The 22,950-nt window shown below is 49.6% G+C and carries 23 protein-coding genes; 1 reads left to right on the forward strand and 22 read right to left on the reverse strand.

Annotated features, from left to right (window positions below; translation table 11 throughout):
• Positions 1-905, reverse strand: a 905-nt coding sequence (locus GON22_RS00005; protein ID WP_160394084.1) for an ABC transporter ATP-binding protein, incomplete at its 3' end; no start/stop codon positions are given.
• Positions 895-1,857 carry an ATP-binding cassette domain-containing protein gene (locus GON22_RS00010; protein ID WP_160394085.1) on the reverse strand — a complete coding sequence of 321 codons (963 nt, stop codon included), beginning with the start codon at positions 1,855-1,857 and terminating at the stop codon, positions 895-897. The genes GON22_RS00010 and GON22_RS00005, both read right to left, overlap by 11 nt.
• A gap of 107 nt (positions 1,858-1,964) precedes the next feature.
• Between GON22_RS00010 and GON22_RS00015 the strand changes: the two genes are divergently transcribed.
• On the forward strand, positions 1,965-2,585 hold the full coding sequence (locus GON22_RS00015; RefSeq protein ID WP_160394086.1) for a biotin transporter BioY: 621 nt from the start codon (positions 1,965-1,967) through the stop codon (positions 2,583-2,585).
• A 45-nt stretch (positions 2,586-2,630) separates the two neighbouring features.
• On the opposite strand, the gene GON22_RS00020 is transcribed toward GON22_RS00015, so the two are convergent.
• The 20 genes from GON22_RS00020 to yfmH form a co-directional block, all read right to left on the reverse strand.
• Positions 2,631-3,794 carry an iron-containing alcohol dehydrogenase gene (locus tag GON22_RS00020; RefSeq protein WP_160394087.1) on the reverse strand — a complete coding sequence of 388 codons (1,164 nt, stop codon included), beginning with the start codon at positions 3,792-3,794 and terminating at the stop codon, positions 2,631-2,633.
• A 208-nt stretch (positions 3,795-4,002) separates the two neighbouring features.
• Complete coding sequence (locus GON22_RS00025) at positions 4,003-4,491, reverse strand: RicAFT regulatory complex protein RicA family protein (protein WP_160394088.1); 489 nt, start codon at positions 4,489-4,491, stop codon at positions 4,003-4,005.
• A gap of 25 nt (positions 4,492-4,516) precedes the next feature.
• Complete coding sequence (gene miaB, locus GON22_RS00030) at positions 4,517-6,103, reverse strand: tRNA (N6-isopentenyl adenosine(37)-C2)-methylthiotransferase MiaB (protein WP_160394371.1); 1,587 nt, start codon at positions 6,101-6,103, stop codon at positions 4,517-4,519.
• A gap of 55 nt (positions 6,104-6,158) precedes the next feature.
• Positions 6,159-6,731, reverse strand: a complete 573-nt coding sequence (gene pduL / locus GON22_RS00035; protein WP_160394089.1) for a phosphate propanoyltransferase — start codon at positions 6,729-6,731, stop codon at positions 6,159-6,161.
• 81 nt (positions 6,732-6,812) lie between these two features.
• The gene (locus GON22_RS00040) at positions 6,813-7,679 is read right to left on the reverse strand and encodes a 2-oxoacid:ferredoxin oxidoreductase subunit beta (RefSeq protein WP_160394090.1); all 867 of its coding nucleotides are present in this window, start codon (positions 7,677-7,679) and stop codon (positions 6,813-6,815) included.
• A gap of 1 nt (position 7,680) precedes the next feature.
• Complete coding sequence (locus GON22_RS00045; RefSeq protein ID WP_160394091.1) at positions 7,681-9,414, reverse strand: 2-oxoacid:acceptor oxidoreductase subunit alpha; 1,734 nt, start codon at positions 9,412-9,414, stop codon at positions 7,681-7,683.
• Between the two features lie 191 nt (positions 9,415-9,605).
• Positions 9,606-10,565, reverse strand: coding sequence for a dipeptidase (locus GON22_RS00050; protein WP_160394092.1), 960 nt, complete (start codon positions 10,563-10,565; stop codon positions 9,606-9,608).
• A gap of 116 nt (positions 10,566-10,681) precedes the next feature.
• A complete protein-coding gene (locus GON22_RS00055; protein WP_006036664.1) occupies positions 10,682-10,942 on the reverse strand; it encodes a stage V sporulation protein S in 261 nt (86 codons plus the stop codon).
• A 135-nt stretch (positions 10,943-11,077) separates the two neighbouring features.
• Positions 11,078-11,872 carry a TIGR00282 family metallophosphoesterase gene (locus GON22_RS00060; RefSeq protein WP_160394093.1) on the reverse strand — a complete coding sequence of 265 codons (795 nt, stop codon included), beginning with the start codon at positions 11,870-11,872 and terminating at the stop codon, positions 11,078-11,080.
• A gap of 132 nt (positions 11,873-12,004) precedes the next feature.
• Entirely contained in the window at positions 12,005-13,546 is a 1,542-nt protein-coding gene (gene rny / locus GON22_RS00065) for a ribonuclease Y (protein WP_160394094.1), read from the reverse strand.
• 187 nt (positions 13,547-13,733) lie between these two features.
• A complete protein-coding gene (locus tag GON22_RS00070) occupies positions 13,734-14,411 on the reverse strand; it encodes a RecX family transcriptional regulator (protein WP_160394095.1) in 678 nt (225 codons plus the stop codon).
• Positions 14,412-14,495: 84 nt separating this feature from the next.
• The gene (gene recA / locus GON22_RS00075; protein ID WP_160394096.1) at positions 14,496-15,557 is read right to left on the reverse strand and encodes a recombinase RecA; all 1,062 of its coding nucleotides are present in this window, start codon (positions 15,555-15,557) and stop codon (positions 14,496-14,498) included.
• Positions 15,558-15,802: 245 nt separating this feature from the next.
• Positions 15,803-17,065: a competence/damage-inducible protein A gene (locus GON22_RS00080; RefSeq protein ID WP_160394097.1), complete on the reverse strand. Its 1,263-nt coding sequence runs from the start codon at positions 17,063-17,065 to the stop codon at positions 15,803-15,805.
• 82 nt (positions 17,066-17,147) lie between these two features.
• The gene (gene pgsA, locus GON22_RS00085) at positions 17,148-17,723 is read right to left on the reverse strand and encodes a CDP-diacylglycerol--glycerol-3-phosphate 3-phosphatidyltransferase (protein ID WP_160394098.1); all 576 of its coding nucleotides are present in this window, start codon (positions 17,721-17,723) and stop codon (positions 17,148-17,150) included.
• Between the two features lie 203 nt (positions 17,724-17,926).
• The gene (locus tag GON22_RS00090; protein ID WP_160394099.1) at positions 17,927-18,418 is read right to left on the reverse strand and encodes a YajQ family cyclic di-GMP-binding protein; all 492 of its coding nucleotides are present in this window, start codon (positions 18,416-18,418) and stop codon (positions 17,927-17,929) included.
• Positions 18,419-18,547: 129 nt separating this feature from the next.
• Positions 18,548-19,501, reverse strand: coding sequence for a helix-turn-helix domain-containing protein (locus GON22_RS00095; protein WP_160394100.1), 954 nt, complete (start codon positions 19,499-19,501; stop codon positions 18,548-18,550).
• A 74-nt stretch (positions 19,502-19,575) separates the two neighbouring features.
• Complete coding sequence (locus GON22_RS00100; protein WP_006036654.1) at positions 19,576-20,340, reverse strand: DUF3388 domain-containing protein; 765 nt, start codon at positions 20,338-20,340, stop codon at positions 19,576-19,578.
• Between the two features lie 175 nt (positions 20,341-20,515).
• Positions 20,516-20,764, reverse strand: coding sequence for a DUF3243 domain-containing protein (locus GON22_RS00105; protein ID WP_006036653.1), 249 nt, complete (start codon positions 20,762-20,764; stop codon positions 20,516-20,518).
• A 143-nt stretch (positions 20,765-20,907) separates the two neighbouring features.
• A complete protein-coding gene (gene ymfI, locus GON22_RS00110) occupies positions 20,908-21,636 on the reverse strand; it encodes an elongation factor P 5-aminopentanone reductase (protein ID WP_160394372.1) in 729 nt (242 codons plus the stop codon).
• Positions 21,637-21,653: 17 nt separating this feature from the next.
• A complete protein-coding gene (gene yfmH / locus GON22_RS00115; RefSeq protein WP_160394101.1) occupies positions 21,654-22,946 on the reverse strand; it encodes an EF-P 5-aminopentanol modification-associated protein YfmH in 1,293 nt (430 codons plus the stop codon).
• Between the last annotated feature and the right edge of the window lie 4 nt (positions 22,947-22,950).

Genomic DNA, 22,950 nt, shown 5'->3' on the forward strand with positions numbered 1-22,950 from the left:
GCTGCAGCGAGCGCCTGCGGCGGCGCCCATGGGGCGCCGGCCGGCACGGCGAAGCCGGCCGCGCGCAGCTGCGCCGCTGCTTGCAGCGGCAGCGGCAGCACGCGCGGCCGTGCCGTTGCGCTGCCTGCACTCGCTCCCACATGCCCGCTCGGCTCTGCTCCGCTGCACGTAGCTCCCACACTGCTCGCTTCCGCTCCGCCGCCCACGGCTTGTGCTGCCCACGCCGATGGCGTCATCGTTGCACTAGCAACGCCATTGTCAATAACGATAACGGCGTCAGCGAGCGGCAGCAACGCCTCAAGGTCATGCGTTACAATAACTGCGCCGCCCCCTGCAGCGCGATGCGCTTCTAGCGCGCGACATAGTTGACGCGTACCGTCCATGTCCAGGCCTGCTGTCGGCTCGTCCAACAGCAACCATCGCACCTTGGTCACGAGCAGCATCGCAAGCGCAAGCCGTTTTTGTTGGCCGCCGCTTAACGTCCGTGGATCCTGAGACAGCAGCTCAACAGGCAAACCAACCGTTGATAAGGCCGACGCCATCGCTTGTCGACCAGCATCCACCCCATTTTCAGCCCGATAAGGTTTGAGCGTATAACGGAATTCTGCTTCCACTGTGGGCAAAAACCACTGCGAAGCTGATTGTTGAACAGCAACGCCGGCATGAAGCAGCAACAGTCGATTCAGCTTTTTGCCCCTCCATAACGACTGCTCCCCTAATAAAATGGACCCACTGCTCGGATAACGCAGGCCTGCCATCGTCTCCAGAAAAGTTGATTTGCCTGCCCCATTATGGCCAATTACGAGCGTAATCGTGCCAGGTGCGAACGTAGCGGCAGCTCCTCTTAAGATGTGATGGCCATTCACATGTGCATGAAGCTCATGAATATGCCAGCTAGCTTCCATAGCTCGCCACCGCCTTCACGAACGCATCCATCGATAGTGGCATAGCAGGAATCAGCTCGATGCCTTCCTGCTGCAGCCCCCAAACCGTTTGCACAACATAAGGTGCGATAAGCCCTGCACGTTCACATGGACTGCTTGCCTCACCTTCGAATCGGCCAAAAAATAATGGCGCCGCGCCGTCAAACACTTTATAGCCATTCGCAAGCGCAACGACCCGGTCACCCTCCCGCAGTTCCTCCAACTGCTGTGTAATCCATACGACCGTTGTCCCGCTTCGGTTCAGCTCCCGCACCGCCTGAAGAACCGCAGCGGAAGCTTCCGGATCCAACATAGAGGTCGGCTCATCTAGAATAAGGGCGTCGGCGCCAGAAGCAATACAGCCTGCAATGGCAGCCAATTGCTTTTGTCCGCCAGACAGCTGCCCTATCGGCTTATTTGCAAGGGAACCCAGCCCTGTCCGCTGCAATGCATCCGCCACGCGTGAAGGTATTTCGGCATCTGGAATCGCGAGCTGTTCCAATAGTAACATTGCATCCTCCGCTGCTGTCATGCCGACGATAGCAAGCTCTGGATTTTGCGTGACGAGCGGTGCGAATCCCATATTTCTGCCCCTATTGCTCTGCTCCAAAACCTCATTCGAGCGCTCATCGGCAAACCACGATAGGGCATATGTCTCGATAGATCCCGTAGCCTCATGCTGGCCAAATCCAGCTAGCACTTTCGCCAACGTGCTTTTGCCGCTGCCATTGGCACCGACAAGATTAACCCAATCTCCCGGTCTAATCGCAAGGTCGAGCCCATGCAACAAGCATCGCCTCTCTGCAAAACCATCCATATCTAAGCTATCCTTATTCGATGCTGCTTGCGTTGCGCTCAATGCAACATACACCGGCATAGTCGTATACACATTTACATTTTGTAACAGCCATCGATAGGCATACAAAAAAATCACCTAACCTCTTCCTAAATCGCCATACCTGTGCTATGATTCTGTTTGTTAACCGAAACATATAAAATTAGGTTAACATATATCAGCATACATAGGAAGGTGTCCCGCTCATGACTACATCACGATCCATCCGAAATCTCGTCTTTACCGCATTGTTTGCCGCCTTATTTATCGCGCTCAGTGCTGTCAAAATCCCGCTAAGCTTTAGCTCCGTACCCATTACGTTGCAAAACTTAGCCGTCATGCTCGCTGGCGCGTTTCTCGGCGCACGGCTCGGATTTTCCAGCATTACAATCGTGCTGCTTTTAGCTGCTACGGGACTTCCACTGCTCCACGGACAAGGCGGGCTTGCCTATATGACTGGCGGAACGGGCGGATTTTTGCTCGCATTTCCATTCGCCGCTTTAGCAATCGGATACTTCGTCGGCAAAATCTTGAACAGCCGAATTGCATCCAACCGTATTGCAACGATCATTCTGCTCTTCCTCGTATTCGAAGGATTCGGTTCGCTTGCTACCTATGTACTCGGCGTACCTTGGTTAATGCACGTCTATGATATGACATTTGCTAGAGCAATGACAGCCGGATGTTATCCATTCCTGCCGCTAGATGCATTCAAAGCTGCAGCTGCAACAGCCATTACGATGTCGCTCTTGCCGTTCTTGTCAATCAGCAGGCCACAATCTTCGCCGCAACAATCACTGCAAACACAAACAGGGACGAGCCGTTAATCGGCTCCCCCTGTTTTTTCTATCCCCGATTGTCCAGCTTACAGCTTACAGCGATAGGCGATAAATATCGACCACGTCTTGTTTCGTCAGCTTCCTGAAGTTTCCTCGTGTGCCATCTCCCACTGCTTTCTCCGCCATTTCCTCTAAGCGGCTATCATCGATGCCGTAATCCGCCAGCCGTGACGGTGCGCCGATGCTGTTCCAGAACTCACGCAGTGCTGCAATGCCCGCCTCAGCGATTTCTCGATCCGAATGTCCGTCCTCTTGAATGCCGAATACATTCACTGCGAACTGGCGGAATCGCGCGACGTTGTCGTCTAGCACATATGTCATCCAATTCGGGAACAAAATCGCAAGCCCTCCGCCATGCGGAATGTCATAGACAGCCGAGATCGCATGCTCCATATCATGATTTGCCCAGTCACCGACGATGCCCATCGACAAAGTGCCATTTAACGCCATCGTACCGCTATAAAGAATCGTTTCGCGAAGCTGAACGTTCGTAAGATCGTTTACAAGCTTCGGCGCTGCTTCTACAACAGCACGCAGTATGGACTCACTAAAGCCGTCCTGTACCGGCGTTTGATTATCGTGATGGAAATATTGCTCAAATACATGCGCCATCATATCCACCATGCCGTACACCGTATGGTCCTTCGGCGCAGAGGCTGTGTATAACGGCTCAAGAATCGAGAATGCCGGATACACATGAGGGCTCGCCCAGCCATGCTTCTCCAACGTCTCTTCATTCGTAATAACAGAGTTCGCGTTCATTTCAGAGCCAGTCGCTGCTAACGTTAAAATCGTGCCTAGTGGCAGAGCGGACTCTACAGCAGCCTTACGCGTCACGATGTCCCAGAAGCTTCCCTCATACTTCGCGGCTGCTACGATTGCTTTCGCGCAATCAAGCGTACTGCCGCCGCCTACAGCCAGCACCCAGTCGATGCCGTTCTCGCGAATCAATTCCGCCCCACGATGGACGGTTGACAGGCGAGGGTTCGGCTCTACACCAGCGAGCTCGGTCACTTTCGTACCTGCTTGTCCAAGCAAGCGCAGCACTTCTTCATACAAGCCATTCCGCTTAATGCTGCCTCCACCGTAAACGAGCAGCACACTTTTTCCATACTTCACTGCTTCTCCACTCAAATGCTGGAGCGATCCTTCTCCAAAATATAATCGAGTCGGATTATGATAGGCGAACGGTTTCATAAGTTATAAGCTCTCCTCTCCAAATGTACAGCTGATCGATATCTGTTGGCTCGAGCCATTGTTCCATTATAGTACGAACAATTCAAAAAGCCAAAGCAAGGCAGCATTCATGCAACAAACCGTATTATCGCACAAAAAAAGCTGCTCATTACGAGACAGCTTTTCCATACCCCACCTATTCCTTACACCTACTAGCCAGTTCAGTTAATTAGTTGCTGCACTCCGCTGGTTCTTCTGCTGGCGTAGCGTCTTCTACTTCCAGCTTCTCCGCTACCGTGTCACGTACGACGCCAATAACGAGCTGTAGCAGATAGTTAATATCAGATTGGCTTTGCTGGAACTGCGCAACGATCGGAATGCCATCCAGCTCGTCCTGCAACGATTCCATTTCTTGCTCGATTTTTTTCGCCATCGTTTCATTCTTAAACGTTTTCTCGAAAGCAACAACTTCTTTCTGCTTCTTCTTGAGCAAGCTCATGATCGACTGTACGCGATCATGCCCTTGAATCAATTTTTCCGCGCGGCGATACTGCTCAACTTCATCCGATGTTGTAATTAATTGAGCGAGCTCCTTCGCTTTCGCCAAAATATCTGCCCGTACAATCAGATCACGCGTATGGAAGCTAGGTACTCCGCATCCACCGTGCTCATGGTCATGGCCTTCCGTTCCACATTGTTTCGCCTGCTGCTCTGCCATCTATACTCGCCCCTATTCGATCTAATTAAATTACCGCTTTTTCGGTAAATGATACTGGTTCTGCTTTAATATACCACGTTTGCGCTTCAGTCACCCGAACTTGGATGAATTGGCCAATCCAATCCTTGGGCCCTTCAATGTGAACAAGCTTATTCGTCCGTGAACGGGCCGCCAGCACATTCGAGTTATTTTTGCTCTCGCCCTCTACAAGAACCTCAATCACTTGGCCTACCAGCCTCTGATGCCCGTTACGCCCTAATTCAGCCATTAGCTCATTTAATCGGGCTAGACGCTGCTTCTTCACCGGCATCGGCACGTCATCTTCCATATCGGCTGCTGGCGTACCTTCACGCGGCGAATAGATAAACGTATAGGCATGTTCGAACTCTACTTCCCGAACTAACGAGAGTGTTTCTTCAAACTGCTCATCCGTTTCGCCAGGGAAACCGACAATGATGTCCGTCGTCAGCACAGCATTCGGAATTGCCTGCTTAATCCGGCCAGCAAGTGATAAAAACTGTTCCCTCGAATACTTCCGGCTCATTCGCTTCAAAATCGCTGAGCTTCCCGACTGCACCGGCAGGTGGATATGCTCCACCAGATTGCCTCCGCGAGCGAGCACTTCGATCAATTGATCATCAAAATCTCTCGGATGGCTCGTCATAAAGCGAATTCTCGGAATCGCAATCTGCGAGATGTCTGCCATAAGATCAGCAAACAGATAGCTATTTTCCGTAAAATCTTTGCCATATGCGTTAACGTTCTGCCCTAGCAGCGTCACTTCCTTATACCCTTGCCGCGCAAGCTCGCGTACTTCAGCAATGATATCGGCTGGCAGCCTGCTGCGCTCCTTGCCTCGTGTATAAGGTACGATACAGTAAGTACAGAACTTATCGCAACCGTACATGATATTGACCCAAGCACGCATCCCTTCACGTTTCTTGGGCAAATTTTCGATAATGTCGCCTTCCTTAGACCACACCTCGACGACCATCTCTTTATTGAAATACGCGCTTTGCAGCAAATAAGGCAGCCGATGAATGTTATGGGTTCCGAACACGAGGTCTACGAATGGATGCGCCGCAAGAATGCGCCCAACGACGGACTCCTCTTGGGACATGCAGCCGCATACGCCGAGCAACAGATTCGGGCGATCCCGCTTCAATCCTTTCAGATGGCCTAACTCACCGAACACCTTATCCTCTGCATTCTCACGAATTGCACATGTATTCAGCAAAATAACGTCAGCCTGCTTGCGCTCCTCCGTTGGCATATATCCCATCTGTTCGAGCATGCCCTTCATCACTTCACTGTCATGCTCATTCATCTGGCAGCCAAACGTGTAGACCATATAATGCTTGCCAGCGCCAAGCGTTCGAAGTTCATCAGGAATGCCTTCCTCGTAGTGCACCTCGACCTGCTCTTTACCTCTGCGCTTCTCTTCCTTCTGGTTCGGTTCCGCTAGAATCGTAATATTGCGTCCATTCACCCGCATCCGCTTCGTGCCGTCCGCATCGACCGAAACTTTCAGATTCGAAAAGTCGAAATATTTGGCATAGTTGCTAGTGAGCTGGCCTTCTACATCCTCTGAATGATGCTTGTCCTTCGTCATCTCCAATCACTTCGTTTCCCTGATAAAATACACAAGCGGTGAAGAGGATATCACGTTAGTCAATAATCTCTGCATCCTGGCCGTTCTCCACGCCTGCAGCATTGGCCTCATCGGTATCGATATGCATATCTAGAGCATACTCAGGCGATACCCGTGCAATGACATGCTCGAACACAACGCCACGCTCTCCGCCAACCCGAACACGAAGCTGCTGCTTGTCCGCAATGCCCCAACGCTGTGCATCCTCTGTATGAAAATGAATGTGCCGCGCTGCAACGATAACGCCTTCCTCAATCGTTACCTCGCCAGCAGGCCCTTGAATGGTAATGCCAGCAGAGCCTTTAATATCGCCAGATTCCCGTACAGGCGGCTTTACGCCAATCGAGAACGCATCGGTGCGGGACACTTCTAGCTGCGTCGATTTGCGCGCAGGTCCAAGAATACGTACTTTGGGAAACGATCCTTTAGGCCCAATAACTGCTACAGTCTCCTGTGCAGCATACTGTCCTGGCTGGGACAAAGCTTTCATTTCCGTCAATTCATAGCCGCTTCCGAACAACACTTCAATATGCTCAGGCGACAGATGTATATGTCGGGCAGATACACCGACAGGAACTATTTTTTGCATCGTGATCGCTCCATCTATTCTTTATTATACACACAAGAAGCATACGGCCGTAGACGACCGTATGCCCCATTATACCTTTTCCTATTTGAACTCGGCAACCAGCTTGTCGAATTGGTCGCGCGTGATGTCAAGCGGCTGATGAGCAAGCGCCTCTTCTTTGAAGCCAACAATGAGATCTTCGTATGGCTTGCGTTCCTTGTTTTGATAGATTAAGCCTGTCAACATGCCGCCCGTTTCCATAATCTTCGTCATAGCGGCGATCCGGTTGCTCGGATCGTAATCAGGGAACTCATTCAAGTTGACGATATTCTCCTTGAACCAGTCATACGTATTGATTTTGTTGAACGTTACGCAAGGGCTAAATACGTTAATAAGCGAGAAGCCTTTATGTTGAATGCCCTGTTCGATCAAGGATGTCAGTTGCTTTAAGTCGCTGGAGAAAGACTGAGCCACGAACGTCGCGCCAGCCGATAGTGCGATTTCGAGCGGGGACAGCGTCGTTTCGATCGAGCCTTCTGGCGTCGATTTCGTCTTGAAGCCTTCAGCGCTGCGCGGCGATGTTTGTCCCTTTGTAAGGCCATAGATTTGGTTATCCATGACGATATAGGTTACATCAACGTTACGGCGAATCGCATGAACGGTGTGGCCCATGCCAATTGCGAATCCATCGCCATCACCGCCGGAAGCAATAACCGTCAGCTCGCGGTTCGCCAGCTTGACCCCTTGCGCGATTGGCAATGCGCGGCCGTGGATGCCATGAAGGCCGTATGCGTTAATGTATCCGGAAATCCGTCCAGAGCAGCCGATACCCGAAATGACTGCAAGCTGTTCAGGCTCAAGCCCAACATTAGCCGCTGCGCGTTGAATCGCTGCCTGAATGGAGAAGTCTCCGCAACCAGGGCACCAGTTCGGCTTTAGGTTGTTGCGAAACTCTTTGAATGTAGCCATCTTAGTTCAACTCCTTGCATGCTTTGTACACTTCGGACGGCAGGAACGGATTGCCGTCATATTTTAAGATGCTATGCATTTTTTCTGCGAAACCGGCATGCATTTTAATTTGTGAAACTAATTGGCCCGTTGCATTGTTCTCAAGCACAACGATACGTTTCGCGTTGTTCAAGTAAGGCTTTAATTGTTCGGTTGGGAACGGTGCAATCAAACGAATCGTTACATGATTCGTCGTGATGCCGTCCGCCTCTAAGCGTGCGCGTGCCTCGTCAATTGTGCCGCCTGTCGATCCCATGCCGATAATAAGCAAATCTGGATTGTCATGCGGAGCATCTACGCGAATCGCATCGCGGAATTGAAGCGAGTTGAGCTTATTCAACCGTTTGTCCATCATGTTCTTGCGGTTTATGGCACTCTCTGATGGACGGCCTACCTCATCGTGTTCAACGCCCGTTACGTGATGAATGCCGCCCTTCTCGCCTGGGATAACACGGGGAGACACGCCGTCTTCCGTTAACTCATAACGTTTGAACAGCTCATTGTTTTCTAATGCAGGCAAATCTGATACAAGCTTGCCGCGCTTAATCTGGATCGAATCGAAATCAAGCACTTCACAGGATTGTTTGCCTAGTGACAGCTGAAGGTCCGTCATAATAATGACCGGCACTTGGTATTGTTCGGATACGTTGAACGCTTCGATCATATCGTAGAAGCAGTCCTCGATTGATGCAGGCGCTACGACGACTTTCGGAATCTCGCCGTGCGTGCCGTATACCATCGCATTAAGGTCTGATTGCTCTTGCTTCGTTGGAAGGCCTGTCGATGGGCCGCCACGCTGGGTATCGACAATGACAAGCGGCGTTTCGGTCATGCCTGCAAGGCCGATTGCTTCCATCATGAGGGAAAGGCCAGGGCCGGCAGAAGCCGTCATCGTTCGAACGCCTGCATAGTTAGCGCCGATTGCCATCGTAACAGCTGCGATTTCATCTTCTGTTTGTACGACTGTACCGCCGAACTTCGGCAGTTTCTTGATCAAATATTCCATGATCTCGGACGCAGGGGTAATCGGGTAAGCCGACATGAGGCGGCAGCCCGCTGCAATCGTGCCCAGGCCTATCGCTTCATTGCCGATGATGAACAGCTTCTGCTTGCCGTCTGCTTCATCAAGCTTAAATTCGTCGATCGGGCCTCCCGCTTGCTCAAGCACAAATTCCGCTCCACGTTTTACCGCTTCGATGTTTTTGTCGACTACAGCTTGGCCTTTACGGCCGAACTCTTCTTCAACTGCTTTATTAAATACTTCCATTGGCAATCCAAGCAAAGCCCAAGATGCGCCGGAAGCAACCATGTTCTTCATGAGTGAAGTGCCTAGCTCTTCGGCAATGGCCGTAATCGGTACCGCAAACAGCCGCGCGTCTACGCCTTCAGGCACAGTTGGGCTGAATTTGGCATCTGCAACGATAACTCCGCCTGAACGCAGCTCATGCGAGTTAAGGTCTATGCTTTCTTGGTCAAATGCAACAAGAATATCGAGATCATCTGAAATGGCACGAATCGGATGCGTGCTAATTCTAATTTTATTGTTCGTATGTCCACCTTTAATGCGTGAAGAGAAATGGCGGTATCCGTATAAATAATAGCCAAGCCGGTTTAGTGCCGTCGAGAAGATTCTGTCAGTACTTTCAACGCCTTCCCCTTGTTGTCCCCCGATCTTCCAAGACAATTGACTGATCAAAACGTCCATCTCCTCTTTTTATAGAACGCTGTTGCATTCGATAGGTTCATTGGTATGGTTCAAAAAGTTTTTAATAATCATATAAATTTTATGAGTTGTGGGATCAAAATGCAAGAAGGAAGGCCCATTTTATTTATCCGCCTTTGCGATGGCACCCATAGCGGGACGGCATATATAGCAAGCCTTTTCCATCATTTCGGAAGCTGCTCCTGCAAAAACGTTAGCGCATTGCCCGACATAAATTTACGAACCTGCTGCTCCGAATAGGTTCGCTTCAGTTCGTTAATCAGATTAACGACTTCTGTCGGGTTAGCCAGCCCAGCAACATATTCCGAAATCCCATCAAAATCGGAACCCATCATAATATGGTCCTCTCCGCCTAATGAAACGATATGATCGATATGACGCACGACATCCGATATTTTCGCCCCGCCGCCCGCCTTCACAAAATAAGGGACATAGGTAATCCCGATTCGCCCGCCAATCGCGATAATTGCTTTGATTTGGTCGTCAGTTAAATTTCGCGGGTGATCGCATATCGCTCTTGCGTTCGAATGTGACGCGATGAATGGCCGGTTCACTAGGTCTGCCAGCTCCCAAAATCCTCGTTCAGTCAGATGGGATACATCAAGGATTATGCCGAGCTTCTCGCACTCCTCGACGAAAGCACGCCCTCTTGCCGTCAATCCGCCTTGACGGGGCTCTAGAACGCCATCTGCTGCCCAATTCGCATGATTCCAGGTTAACCCCACAGCACGAAGCCCAAGCTGGTAGAGCAGGCGGAGCATAACCAGGTCACCCTGCAGCCCGTCCACCCCTTCTAGCGAAAGCAGCGCGCCTGTCCGCCGGCTTGCGATCGCTGTATGGAGATCATTAACGTTTCGAACATGCATAATGCTTGGGCATGACAACACGTGTTGGTAAAAGAGATCGACGCTTTTCCAGATCGGTTTGGGCCCTTCCATTCGCTCAGGCACATAGATTGCGAAGGTTTGCAGAAGGGTAGACGAGCCTGCAAGCCTCGCAGCATTCACATCTAACCCCTCTGGATGGCCCGAACCGAAGGCAAGTTCCTCTTTCTCTAGCAGCTTCCATAATGCGTCACAGTGAAAATCAACAATGCTTAATGCCCCAGCAGGCTCCGTTTGCATTCGCCGTCCTCCTATCCAATTCGAGGTTCCTGACATGCAAAAAACCTGTTTACAGCAAACGTAAACAGGTTATCCATCCGTTCCAATCATCCAGATACGCAATAGTTTGTCGCTGATTATCTTGGTTCAACGATCAGTTTAATCGCCGTACGGTCTTCTCCATCGATGACAATGTCTGTGAAAGCGGGAATACAGATCAAATCTACCCCGCTCGGCGCGACGAAGCCTCTTGCAATCGCCACCGCCTTGATTGCTTGGTTCAATGCACCAGCCCCGATTGCCTGAAGTTCGGCGCCGCCACGTTCCCGCAACACGCCCGCAAGCGCGCCAGCAACAGAATTTGGATTGGACTTTGCTGAAACTTTTAATACATCCATGAAAAAGTACCTCCTCGGGAATGATGGATGGATTCCACTAGTTATAACTATTCGAGGAAGGCAGAAAGATTCCTTCTTTTACGGCCTGTACTTTTCGAAGTATTCTGAATTATTTGTCACTTTAAATAAATTTACTTAAAAGAACATTAGCGATTCTTCGGTTAACCTAATCTTCTGAATGGACACCGCTTTCCCCGTCGCATCGTCTGTTTCAAGAAGCAAAGCATGGAAATGCCAATCTCCTTCATCTACCACAAATCGCGTAGGCAGTTGTGTCAAAAACCGTCGAAGCACTGCCGTTCTTTCCATTCCCAATACGCCGTCCCGCGGTCCCACCATGCCAACATCGGTCAAATAGGCAGTTCCTTCAGGGAGAATCCGGTCATCGTTCGTCTGGACATGCGTATGCGTTCCAACTACGAGCGAAGCTCTCCCGTCCAAATACCAGCCCATTGCGATTTTCTCCGAAGTTGCCTCCGCATGAAAATCGACGAGGATGTGATTCGTTTCGCTGCGCATTTCATCGACTAGCTCGTCAGCAGTTCGGAACGGGCAATCAATCGGCGGCAAAAATGTCCGGCCTTGCAAATTAATAATTCCCAGTTTTTTTCCATTCACTTTAATGATTGCTGCCCCACTGCCTGGCGCGCCAGGGGGAAAGTTTGCTGGACGAACGATTCGTGGCTCATCATCGATCCACTCGAATAGATCGCGATTATCCCATGTATGGTTACCCATCGTAATGCCGTGCACACCGGCATCGAACAACTCCTTCGCGATTGCCGCTGTAATGCCGCGTCCTGCTGCAGCATTCTCCCCATTCGCAATGATGATGTGTGGGTTATATTTTGATTTTAGTGCTGGAAGCACCTTCTTAACCGCACCGCGGCCTACGCTTCCTACGATATCCCCGATAAATAATGTTTTCATGTGATTTGGCCTCCTCAAACCTCTGTCCGCAACACAGAGCCGCTCTCTTGCAGGTTCTAGTATGTACGAATAAAGGTCTATACAAACGACGAAAGTGGCTGACACGCAGCCACTTTCGTTTGTTCCGATTTGTTATTTTGCGTATTCGACCGCGCGTGTTTCCCGAATGACCGTAACTTTAATATGTCCCGGATAATCGAGTTCGCTTTCGATCTTCTTCGTAATATCACGTGCTAAGCGGAATGCTTCCGTATCATCGATCTTCTCAGGCTGAACCATAACGCGAACCTCGCGTCCTGCCTGAATGGCGTACGATTTCTCGACACCTTCGAACGATTCCGAGATATCTTCCAGCTTCTCCAGGCGCTTGATGTAAGTCTCCAACGTCTCGCGTCGAGCGCCAGGGCGAGCTGCCGACAATGCGTCAGCCGCACCAACTAGCATCGCGATAACGGAAGTTGCTTCACAATCGCCATGATGCGACGCAATACTGTTAATAACGACCGGATGCTCTTTGTACTTCTTCGCAAGCTCTACGCCGATCTCAACATGCGAGCCTTCGACTTCATGGTCGAGCGCTTTACCGATGTCATGCAGCAAGCCTGCACGCTTAGCGAGCGTAATATCTTCGCCGAGCTCGGCTGCCATCAGGCCAGTCAGGTAAGCGACTTCCATCGAATGCTTGAGCACGTTTTGGCCGTAGCTTGTACGATATTTCAAACGCCCTAAAATTTTGATCAGATCTGGATGCAGTCCGTGCACGCCTACCTCGAATGTAGCCTGCTCTCCGTACTCGCGGATACGCTCGTCCACTTCTTTGCGGGACTTTTCGACCATCTCTTCGATACGTGCCGGATGTATCCGACCGTCTGCTACAAGCTTCTCTAAGGACGTCCGGGCAATCTCCCGGCGGATCGGGTCGAAGCCCGACAAAATGACCGCTTCCGGTGTATCGTCGATAATGAGATCGATACCGGTCAATGTTTCCAGAGCACGAATGTTGCGTCCTTCGCGTCCGATAATGCGGCCTTTCATCTCTTCGTTCGGCAGTGCAACGACCGAAACTGTCGTTTCTGCAACATGATCTGCCGCACAACGTTGAATAGCCAGCGAGATAATATCACGCGCTTTTTTATCCGCTTCTTCTTTCGCTTGCAGCTCAATCTCTTTGATCATTTGCGCTGTTTCATGACGCACTTCCTGCTCGACGTTGGACAAGATGATACTGCGCGCATCCTCCATCGAAAGGTTCGAAATCCGTTCGAGCTCCGTCACTTGCTGTTTGTAGAGAACATCGATCTGTTCTTGCGTTTCCTCGATTCGTTTCTCCTTGTTGGCTACCTGCTCTTCTTTGCGCTCAAGCGCTTCTAACTTTTTATCCAGCGACTCTTCCTTCTGCTGAAGGCGTCGTTCCAATCGCGACGTTTCATTACGCCGCTCACGAATATCCTTCTCTGCTTCAGAACGGAGTTTGTGGACTTCATCTTTCGCTTCAAGCACAGTTTCTTTCTTCAGTGCCTCTGCTTCTTTCTTTGCATTTTCTACAATGACAGTTGCAGCTTGCTCAGCACTTTGAATTTTGGCTTCGGCGATCGACTTGCGAATGAAATAACCAATCCCAAAGAAAATCGCACCAACAACGAGAACGATCAAGATCCATACAGCCGTGTGCATCTTGTTCACCTCCCCGTTGCATACACCAAGGTCAACGCTTGGGATGATATTTTGTTTTCTTTCTTAGCCGGTTCCATACCGAATAATCGACTAAACTCAGGTGAAAATAATCTGTTTCGAATCAATTTTTGGAAGGAAAATCGATTCAAAAAGAAGGAATACAAATTCATTTTATCTTTTGACAAAATCAGTTGTCAAGCCAAACCACGTCTTCGCCATCATCTTGCTCATTCGATTGCGCCATTGCGCGCTTTACTGCAGCCATGGACACCTCCATCGGATACCCTCTACGCAGCAGAAATTGTGCCAATTTACGACGTTTTTCATAAGTTTCGCCTGATAACGAACGCCATCGCTTCATTGCAGCCTGATCAGCTGCAGCTTGTTCAGTTTCCTTGCTTAATCCAGCAGCAGCTTGATCTGCAGTATGCTTATCCACTCCGCGCATCTTCAATTCCTGCTGAATATACAGCCTTCCTTTGCCGCTTGAGCGAAGCCTGCTCTCAGCGAATCGCTTCGCATAATCCACATCATCGACCAGCCGCTCTTGTTGCAGCCGTTCAATTGCATAAGCAATCGGCTCCCCTTCGAGCTCCTTGCGAAGCAAATACCGCTCGATTTCCTTCGCTGTACGTGGACGTGCCCCAAGATAATAGATCGCTAGCGCATAGGCGCGATAACGGTCATCTTCGGCCACAATGTCTTCGATCATTTGGTCGGTTATCTCTAACCCTTTGAACAGCCTATGGCGTATCAGTAGGTCCTCATGAACCGAAAACATCGAATCTTCCGCTTGATCCACATAGATAAGATAACGGCGGCGTTGCTTTCGGTCTTGTTCGACTGAACGAATGGTGTAGCTCAAAACGGATGCCTCCAAATTAACAAGAAAAGGCACCTCGTGAAAGGTGCCATTCCCTATTGATTAATTCCTTCAACAACCAACAATCTACAGCAGATCGTCAAAGTTTGGTTCTTCTTCGTCTTCCTTCTCGCCTGCAAGCGTCGCTGCTTGGATAGCCGCATCAGAAAGCTGTGTCGCTTGGCGAATTTGTTGCTCAATCGTTGCAGCGACTTCCTTATGGTCTTTCAAAAACTGCTTGGCGTTCTCACGGCCTTGGCCCAGACGGTCGCCATTGTAAGAGAACCACGCACCGCTCTTCTGAACGATTTCATGCTCTGTACCGATGTCGATGATGCTGCCCTCACGCGAGATGCCTTCACCGTACATGATGTCCACCTCAGCTTGTTTGAACGGAGGGGCCACTTTGTTCTTAACAACTTTAATCCGCGTACGGTTACCGACCACGTCATTGCCTTGTTTAATCGATTCAATTCTGCGCACATCAAGGCGTACGCTGGAGTAGAACTTCAATGCGCGGCCGCCTGGCGTTGTCTCAGGGTTACCGAACATAACGCCAACCTTCTCGCGAAGCTGGTTAATAAAGATCGCAATCGTCTTCGATTTGCTGATCGCACCGGACAGCTTACGAAGGGCTTGCGACATAAGCCGAGCTTGAAGGCCGACGTGGGAATCGCCCATATCGCCTTCGATTTCCGCTTTCGGTACGAGCGCTGCAACCGAGTCGATTACAATAATGTCAACGGCACCACTGCGCACGAGTGCCTCAGCGATTTCAAGCGCTTGCTCGCCCGTATCAGGCTGCGAGAGGAGCAGTTCGTCAATATTGACGCCAAGCTTGCTCGCATATAACGGATCAAGTGCATGCTCCGCATCGATAAATGCAGCTTGTCCGCCCATTTTTTGTACTTCTGCGATTGCATGAAGCGCGACAGTCGTCTTACCGGATGATTCCGGACCATAGACTTCGATAATGCGGCCACGCGGAAACCCTCCAATACCGAGGGCAATATCTAAAGCAAGCGCCCCGCTCGATACGGTTTCCACTTGCATATGCGTCGATTCGCCTAACTTCATGATGGAGCCCTTACCGAACTGCTTCTCAATCTGACGGAGTGCCATTTCTAACGCTGCGCGACGATCTGACAACCAACTCACATCCTTCATTCATTATAGTATCTATAATAGCTCATTTCGTATCGGTTGCCAAGCATTTTTTCGAACATACATTCGCTTTTTTCGAACATGCCTGACGAACAGTCACCTGAGAACAGAAAAAGAACCGCAGCAAATGAATCATTCGCCGCGGTTCTTCCGTCAACTGTTCCTAATATATCATGAACCAACTCATCCGGCAACCGGAAATTGATATGCTTTAGCCAAGCTACGACACGCTACAGATTACGCTCAGAACCGCCTAGCGCTAGCCACAAGCGATATAAGACTGCTTTCACCGCCCGTACCCTAATGATGTCCCGCGAGCCGCCCAGGTGCATCGTATGCACGTCTGTTGGCTTTCCTTGTTGTGCAATCGCATAATAGACGAGCCCTACTGGTTTGCCTTCCGATTCTGCCGGGCCTGCCACCCCTGTAATGGAAATGCCGAAGTCAGCATCTGCCCGTTCCCGAACACGCTCTGCCATCATAGCAGCCGTCGACTCGCTAATTGCTCCTGGGGCGCCTTCCCCTTCCAGTTGTGCCATCGGTATGCCTAGCAGTTGATGCTTCATCACATTCGTATAGGTGACAACGCCTCCGGCAAATTCACCACTGCTCCCAGGTATATTCGTCACAAGCTCCGCGAACATGCCGCCTGTGCAGCTTTCTGCCGAAGCAAGCGTACGTTTGGAAGCACGAAGCAGACGAACAATCGTTTCCTCTAAAGGGATGTCCTCCTGTGCGAACATAAATTCACCTGCACGTTGGCAAATTTGCTCGACAGCAGCATCTATCGTTTGGTTCGCTTCGCCGGCCGAAGTCGCTTTGGTGGATATCCGAATCGCTACCTCGCCTTCCTTGGCATAGGGCGCAATCGTCGGATCTGTTTGCCCTTCAATCAAATCAAGCAGTGCGTCTTCCAGCTTCGATTCGCCAATCCCTGCAAATTTCAAAATTCGTGAAAACAGCGGAAGCGTTTCGCCTAGCTCAGCCAGTAGCCAAGCCGCACCAACGCCATCAAACATCGGTTTCATTTCACGCGGAGGCCCCGGAAGCAGCATATATCGCGTTCCATCCGCTTCAAGCGCATTGCCAACCGCAAGCCCCGCTTCATTAAACAATGGCGTTGCTCCAACGATTGTTGCCGCTTGCCGCTTATTGCTCTCAACCATATGTGCACCACGGGATTTAAAGAAATCGACGATTTTGCGCATGGACGGCTCATCGTATTCGAGCGTACGGCCCAAATAATCAGCTAATACATCTTTGGTCAAATCATCCTGTGTAGGCCCTAGCCCTCCAGTAAATACAAGCAAATCTGCCCGCCCTCTAGCTGTCTCGACCGCATCGCGAATGCGCAACGGATTGTCACCAACAACGGTTTGGTAATAAACATCAATCCCTAGCTCAGCCAATCGGCGGGACAAGTACTGCGCATTCGTATTCACAATTTGGCCAAGCAACAACTCCGTGCCTACCGCAATAATTTCAGCTTTCATTCCACGACCTCCACGTTGAAGCATAGGATTGGTTCATAAAGGAAAAGGAAGGACACCTTCCAACAGGAAGATGTCCAACGGGTTAAGCGATTGGGATTAAATTTTTGTTTTTGACAAAATAGTCAATGCCGGAGTAAACCGTTATTACCGCTGCGACCCAACTTGCAATGAGATCGAACCGGATATCGATAAACGTGAACGGGAAATTGTTAAGCATCAAAGCAATAATCATCGTAATCTGAATCGCTGTTTTCCATTTCCCCCACTTGCTCGCTGCAATAACTTTGTTCTCCAGCAATGCAATCTGGCGCAACCCTGTAACAGCAAATTCGCGGCAAATAATGACAACAGCAATCCATGCATCCAGCTTGTCCATCTCAACGAGTGAAATAAGGACGGCCGCAACTAGCACCTTATCTGCGAGTGGGTCCAGCAGCTTGCCTAAATTCGTTACGATCTTATTCTTGCGGGCGATATAACCATCCAGCCCATCGGTGCTAGCCGCAATAATGAAAATAAGTGCAGCAACAATTTGATTGTATGTAATGGAAAAGTCGGCGAATTTGATCGGCTCCAAGTCCATCTTTACGAGCAAGAAGATCATAATGATTGGGACCAAAAAAATACGGGCGAGCGTAATTCGATTCGCTAAATTCATGCGATTCCCTCCCTGATTAGGCCATGATGAATCGCAATGTTCCTGCTTCCTTGTTGATTCGTTAACTTTTCTCGTCCCGTCATACGTACTATCCCCCAGATCTGAATCCGTAAAGCAATCTTAATAAAGTATAATACATGCACTTTTGCGTGTCAAAAACACGAAAGGCTTCAGCCTAACGGTGCGGAATGCTCGCTTATCCGCTAGCGGAAGTTCGTAAATTGGAGCTCTACAGGCAGGTCAGCGCCCCGAAGCAGCGCCATAACCGATTGCAGGTCATCCTTGCTCTTCCCCGTTACCCGAATTTGATCGCCTTGAATCTGGCTCTTCACTTTAAGCTTAGAGTCACGAATCAGAATGTTTATCTTTTTGGCAGCCTCTTGGTCAATGCCCGTGCGGAGTTTAATCCGTTGGCGTACAGTCGATCCTGAAGCAGCTTCAATTTTGCCATAATCGAGGTTTTTAATTGGAACGCCTCGCTTGATCATTTTGGATAACAAAATGTCCAGCACCGCTTGGAGCTTATAATCATCGTCAGATGCGACGATTAGGTCCTCTTTATCGATTGCGATGCTGCTCTTGCTGCCTTTGAAATCAAATCGCGTATCAATCTCACGCTCTGCTTGTTGAATCGCGTTCGTAAGCTCCTGCATATCTACTTTGGATACGATATCAAATGCATTTTCATTACTCATATCAATTACAACCCCTTCATGAATGGTTAGCATAAAAACGAACGTTTTCTTGTGCCGTATTATAACTGATTCGATGGGCAAAGAAAAGGCATCCGCTCTAACAACTAGCGAATGCCCTTGTTTACGCTATTACTGAGCCGCGTTGTTATTTGTCCCCGCACCTGTTGTATCCGTTTGATTATTCGGTGCCGTGCTATCCGATTTAACTGGATCCAATTGCACGCGCTTGGAGCTGGCGCGATCTCCATCTTCAATTGCCACGCCATCCACTGCGATTTCAGCCAAATCAGCGCGGCCTACGTTAATGTAGAGCGATTTATCCAGAGGGAACGATTGAACCGTTCCGTCGGCTGCATTCTCATAGACTAATTTTTTGCCCTTAGAGCCGCCCTCACGGACTTCTAGCCAGTTCTTGCCGCCCTTGATCGTAATTTGCACCGTATGCGCACCAGCCGGCCCTACATCATAAAGATCCGTACGTCCTGACTTGCGTGCAAAAGTAACCGTCGTATCTGTCGGTGTTTCCGGAGTAGTCGGTGTCACATCGCCACCGGTGCCGTTCGAATTGCCGTTGCTTGTGCCTGTCTGCCCTGTACCGCTTGAATCTGCATTTTTGACTGGCTCTTTTGGCAGATCCGTGGAATCCGTAATCTTCGTTTGGTCATCAACTTTAGGGGCATCCTTGCTATCATTCGTGTTAATCGCATAGACCCAAATGATAACAGCTATTACGACTACAAAGGATAGCATGATCCCAGTGAATCCGAATTTGCTCCATCGATCCGAAGCGTTTTGTGACGACCTACGCGGTTGCTTAACGACTGGTTCTGTTGCGGGCTCAGGCGCAGGAGCCGGCATTTCATGCTTATATAGACGCAATACGTCATCTGCATCTAATCCTACAGCCTCAGCGTATGTTTTCACAAACGCACGGACGTAGAAGCTGCCTGGGAGCACCTTATAGTCGCCTGATTCTATTGCCTCCAAGTATCGTTTTCTGATCTTGGTCATTTCTTGAAGATCATCGAGTGAAAGTTCGCGCTGTTCCCTTGCCTTCTTCAGCAAATCGCCCAAATCCGACATGCCTGCACCTCCTGATGTTTGTAGTTAGCCGTGCAAGCCGCAGCTTATCACGGGTTAATGCTTCCAGGCATCAATTAAAAATCGTGAAATCCGTTCGTAATTTTTTCATAAGAAATTTCCTCATCCGGCGTATTCCGAAGCTCAATGATCGTATCAAAAGTGCTGTAATCAAAATGAGACTCTTTTACGAAAATATCAGGATGCTCGATAATTTTCGTGGAAGGCATAGCCATCAGCTCTTGAATAAGGGCATAATGCTTCTCATTAGAGCGCATCGTGCTTACGATTCCATCGATAATAAAAATGCTGTTCGGATTCATCTCTTCTTCCGAAAGCTGGCTTCTGACTGTCTGGCGCAGCAAGGTCGAGGATACGAATGTCCAACGTTTGTTAGAGCATACACTTCCGGCAATAATGGATTCCGTCTTGCCTACACGCGGCATGCCTCGCAGCCCGATAACCTGGTTGCCATCCCTTTTGAATATTTCACCCAAAAAGTCGACAAGTAAACCTAGCTCATCACGCGTAAAACGGAATGTCTTTTTATCATCTGAATCCCGCTCAATATATCGGCCATGCCGAACAGCGAGAATATCAAGCAAAGTTGGAGGGCGAAGCTTGTTGACCGTAATGTAATCCATTTTGGTTAACATCTTGCTAAGCAAATCGATTTTCTCATCATCGTCCGTTTCAAGCAGCATGCCTCGAGTCCGGTCTTCAACCCCATTAATGGTCAAAATGTTAACGCTCATCATGCCGAGCAGCGATGCGATGTTGCCAAGAAGCCCGGGACGATTCTTATGTATCTTATACTCCATATACCATTGTCTTGTTTCCACTATTCCACCGTCCCCCATGAGCCGTTCGTACTACAAAAAATAATTCTACAATTTTCGCCACTTTCCTGCAAGTGCTGCGCTCCATATTTCAAATGTTTTCCGTCATAAGTAAGCGGAACCACATGCGAATTCGCAGAAAAGCCCCCTTGAAGGGAGCCTCTCTGCTGAAATGCCGTTACGGGCTCACGAGCTTACACATCATGCGTGCAAGCGTCTTGCGTTCCTCTTCGTCGCCAGCATCCCAAATTTCTTTTAGAATGCGCTGCTCGTCATTTTTGGGATCGACGCGTTCGTCCAAGAAAGACCCGATCTCGTATGCGAGATTTGCAATCGTATCCTCAGATAAGCCCATCTTCTTGCCTTGCTCCATCCGCTCAGCCAAAAACTGTTTCCACGAATCGAAGTTAGTAAGGACGGTTGACACGGCTGTTCGCCTCCTTCAAATGTTGACTCAGCGTCTTAAAGAACAACACTTGTAGTGTGTGCCTTCACCCGTCCGCTTATACGACGAATAAGGAAAAACAAAAGTTTCAATTCAATTGCATGCCATGGCCACTATGAATGAATCTAAGTAACCCAACCGCCATTGGGGCTAATAACCTGCCCTGTTATGTAAGCCGATTCAGGCAACGATAAAAAATAAACAAGCGAAGCAATCTCATCCGGTTGCGCAAATCGCCCCAGAGGAATCTCTTGCTCCAGCGCTTGCTTCTCTCCGTCATCCAGCTTATCCAGCATCACGGTATCTACTGCGCCAGGAGCGACAGCATTAACGGTAACGCCCGAAGGAGCCAATTCCTTAGCCAATGCTTTGGTGAAAGCATTCATGCCGCCTTTGGTCGTCGAATAAAGGACTTCACACGAAGCGCCTGACATTCCCCATACGGAAGAAACGTTAATAATGCGGCCGAACCGTTGGCGTACCATCGATTCCATAAACATTTGGGTCGTTAAAAACATCCCTTTGAGATTGACAGACATGACATCTTCCCAATCTTCTTCACTTACATCTGAGAGCATGCCATAGTGGGCAATTCCCGCATTGTTCACTAATATGTCCGGCACCATGCCGCGATCCTGCAGCTTTTCCCTCATTCGGAGGAGCTGGTCTTTCGACCGTAAATCTGCAGAAATAGTCAGTACGTTAGCGCCTAATCGCATACAGCGGCGAGCTGTTTCGTTAGCCGCCTCGTGAGACTGCAAATAATGAATAACGATGTTCATCCGTTCCGCGGCAAAGCGCTGCGCAATTGCAGCGCCGATGCCACGGCTTCCCCCGGTAATGAGAACCGTCATTTCATGAAGCGGCTTGCTCAACCGATCTGCTCCTTAGAAGCAACGATCGAAACCGCGAGCTGATTCCAATCAAAATGCTCACGCAACCGGTCATTCAGGTCCTGCAGCGTGACTTGCTCATATTGCGATAATAGAGCAAATAAGTCACCGCCGCGGAAACGGTATCGTGTAAATTCGCCCGCGATTGCTTCAGGGGAGTTAAGCATGCGGAGATATCCGCCAATTTTTTTGCGCCGGGAACGCTCGAACGTCTCCTTCGAGATCCCTGATTCCAGCAGCTTATTAACGGCACCTTTCACCCGGCTAAGAAGCGCGTCTGGATCCTTCGTCTCGCCTCCAATAACGGAGAATGCATATTCTGGTGCAGAGTTATACTCATGCGAGAAGGAATCCGATATCAAGCCTTCGTCGTACAACGACTGGTAAAGCGGAGAGCTTGCGCCAAATACGGTGTCGAGCATGATACGTGTCACAGCTTCACGTTTCTGTAACGCCTCTCCCGTAAATCCAACCTTCGTTTCCTTTAGCCCAAACATACATTTTGGAAGCGATACGGGCAAATGCAGCACCCGCTTCTTGTCTTTGACCCCCGCCGGTTCCGCGTCGAAATCACGCACAATACGGCCTTGTGACGGGAAAGATTTGCTTGCTTGGTTCTTTCGCACGAGCTCAAACACGTCTTGTGCATTCACGCCGCCAACAACGAACAAAATCATATTAGTCGGATGATAAAACGTTTCGTAGCAACTGTACAGCGTTTCCTTGCTTATTTGGTAGATCGACTCCACTGTTCCTGCGATGTCGATGTGAATCGGATGCGCATGGTACATCGCGTCAAACAATCCAAAATATACGCGCCAGTCCGGGTTGTCTTGGTACATTTGAATTTCTTGCTCGATAATCCCTTTTTCCTTATTTACATTCTCATCTGTAAAATAAGGATGCTGAACAAAATTGATCAGCGTCTCCAAATTTGCTGGAATTTGCTCTGTTGCCGAGAAAAGGTATACGGTGCGGTCAAAGCTTGTATAGGCGTTAGCTGACGCGCCTTGATTCGAGAAGGTAGCGAAGATATCGCCAGTAGGCTCCTCGAACATTTTATGCTCCAAGAAATGGGCAATGCCATCAGGCACTCGCTCCAATGGCTTTCCTTCCACCGCGAAACGGTTATCTACCGAGCCATATTTGGTCGAGAACGTTGCATACGTTTTTTGGAACCCTTCCTTCGGAAGCACGAACACTTCAAGCCCGTTAGGCATAACTTCGCGATATAACGTCTCCTGCACGCCAGGATATGCTAAAGTTTCCATCCGT

Origin of the sequence: Paenibacillus sp. MMS18-CY102 (assembly GCF_009789195.1) — a bacterium.
Taxonomy (GTDB): Bacteria; Bacillota; Bacilli; order Paenibacillales; family Paenibacillaceae; genus Paenibacillus_T.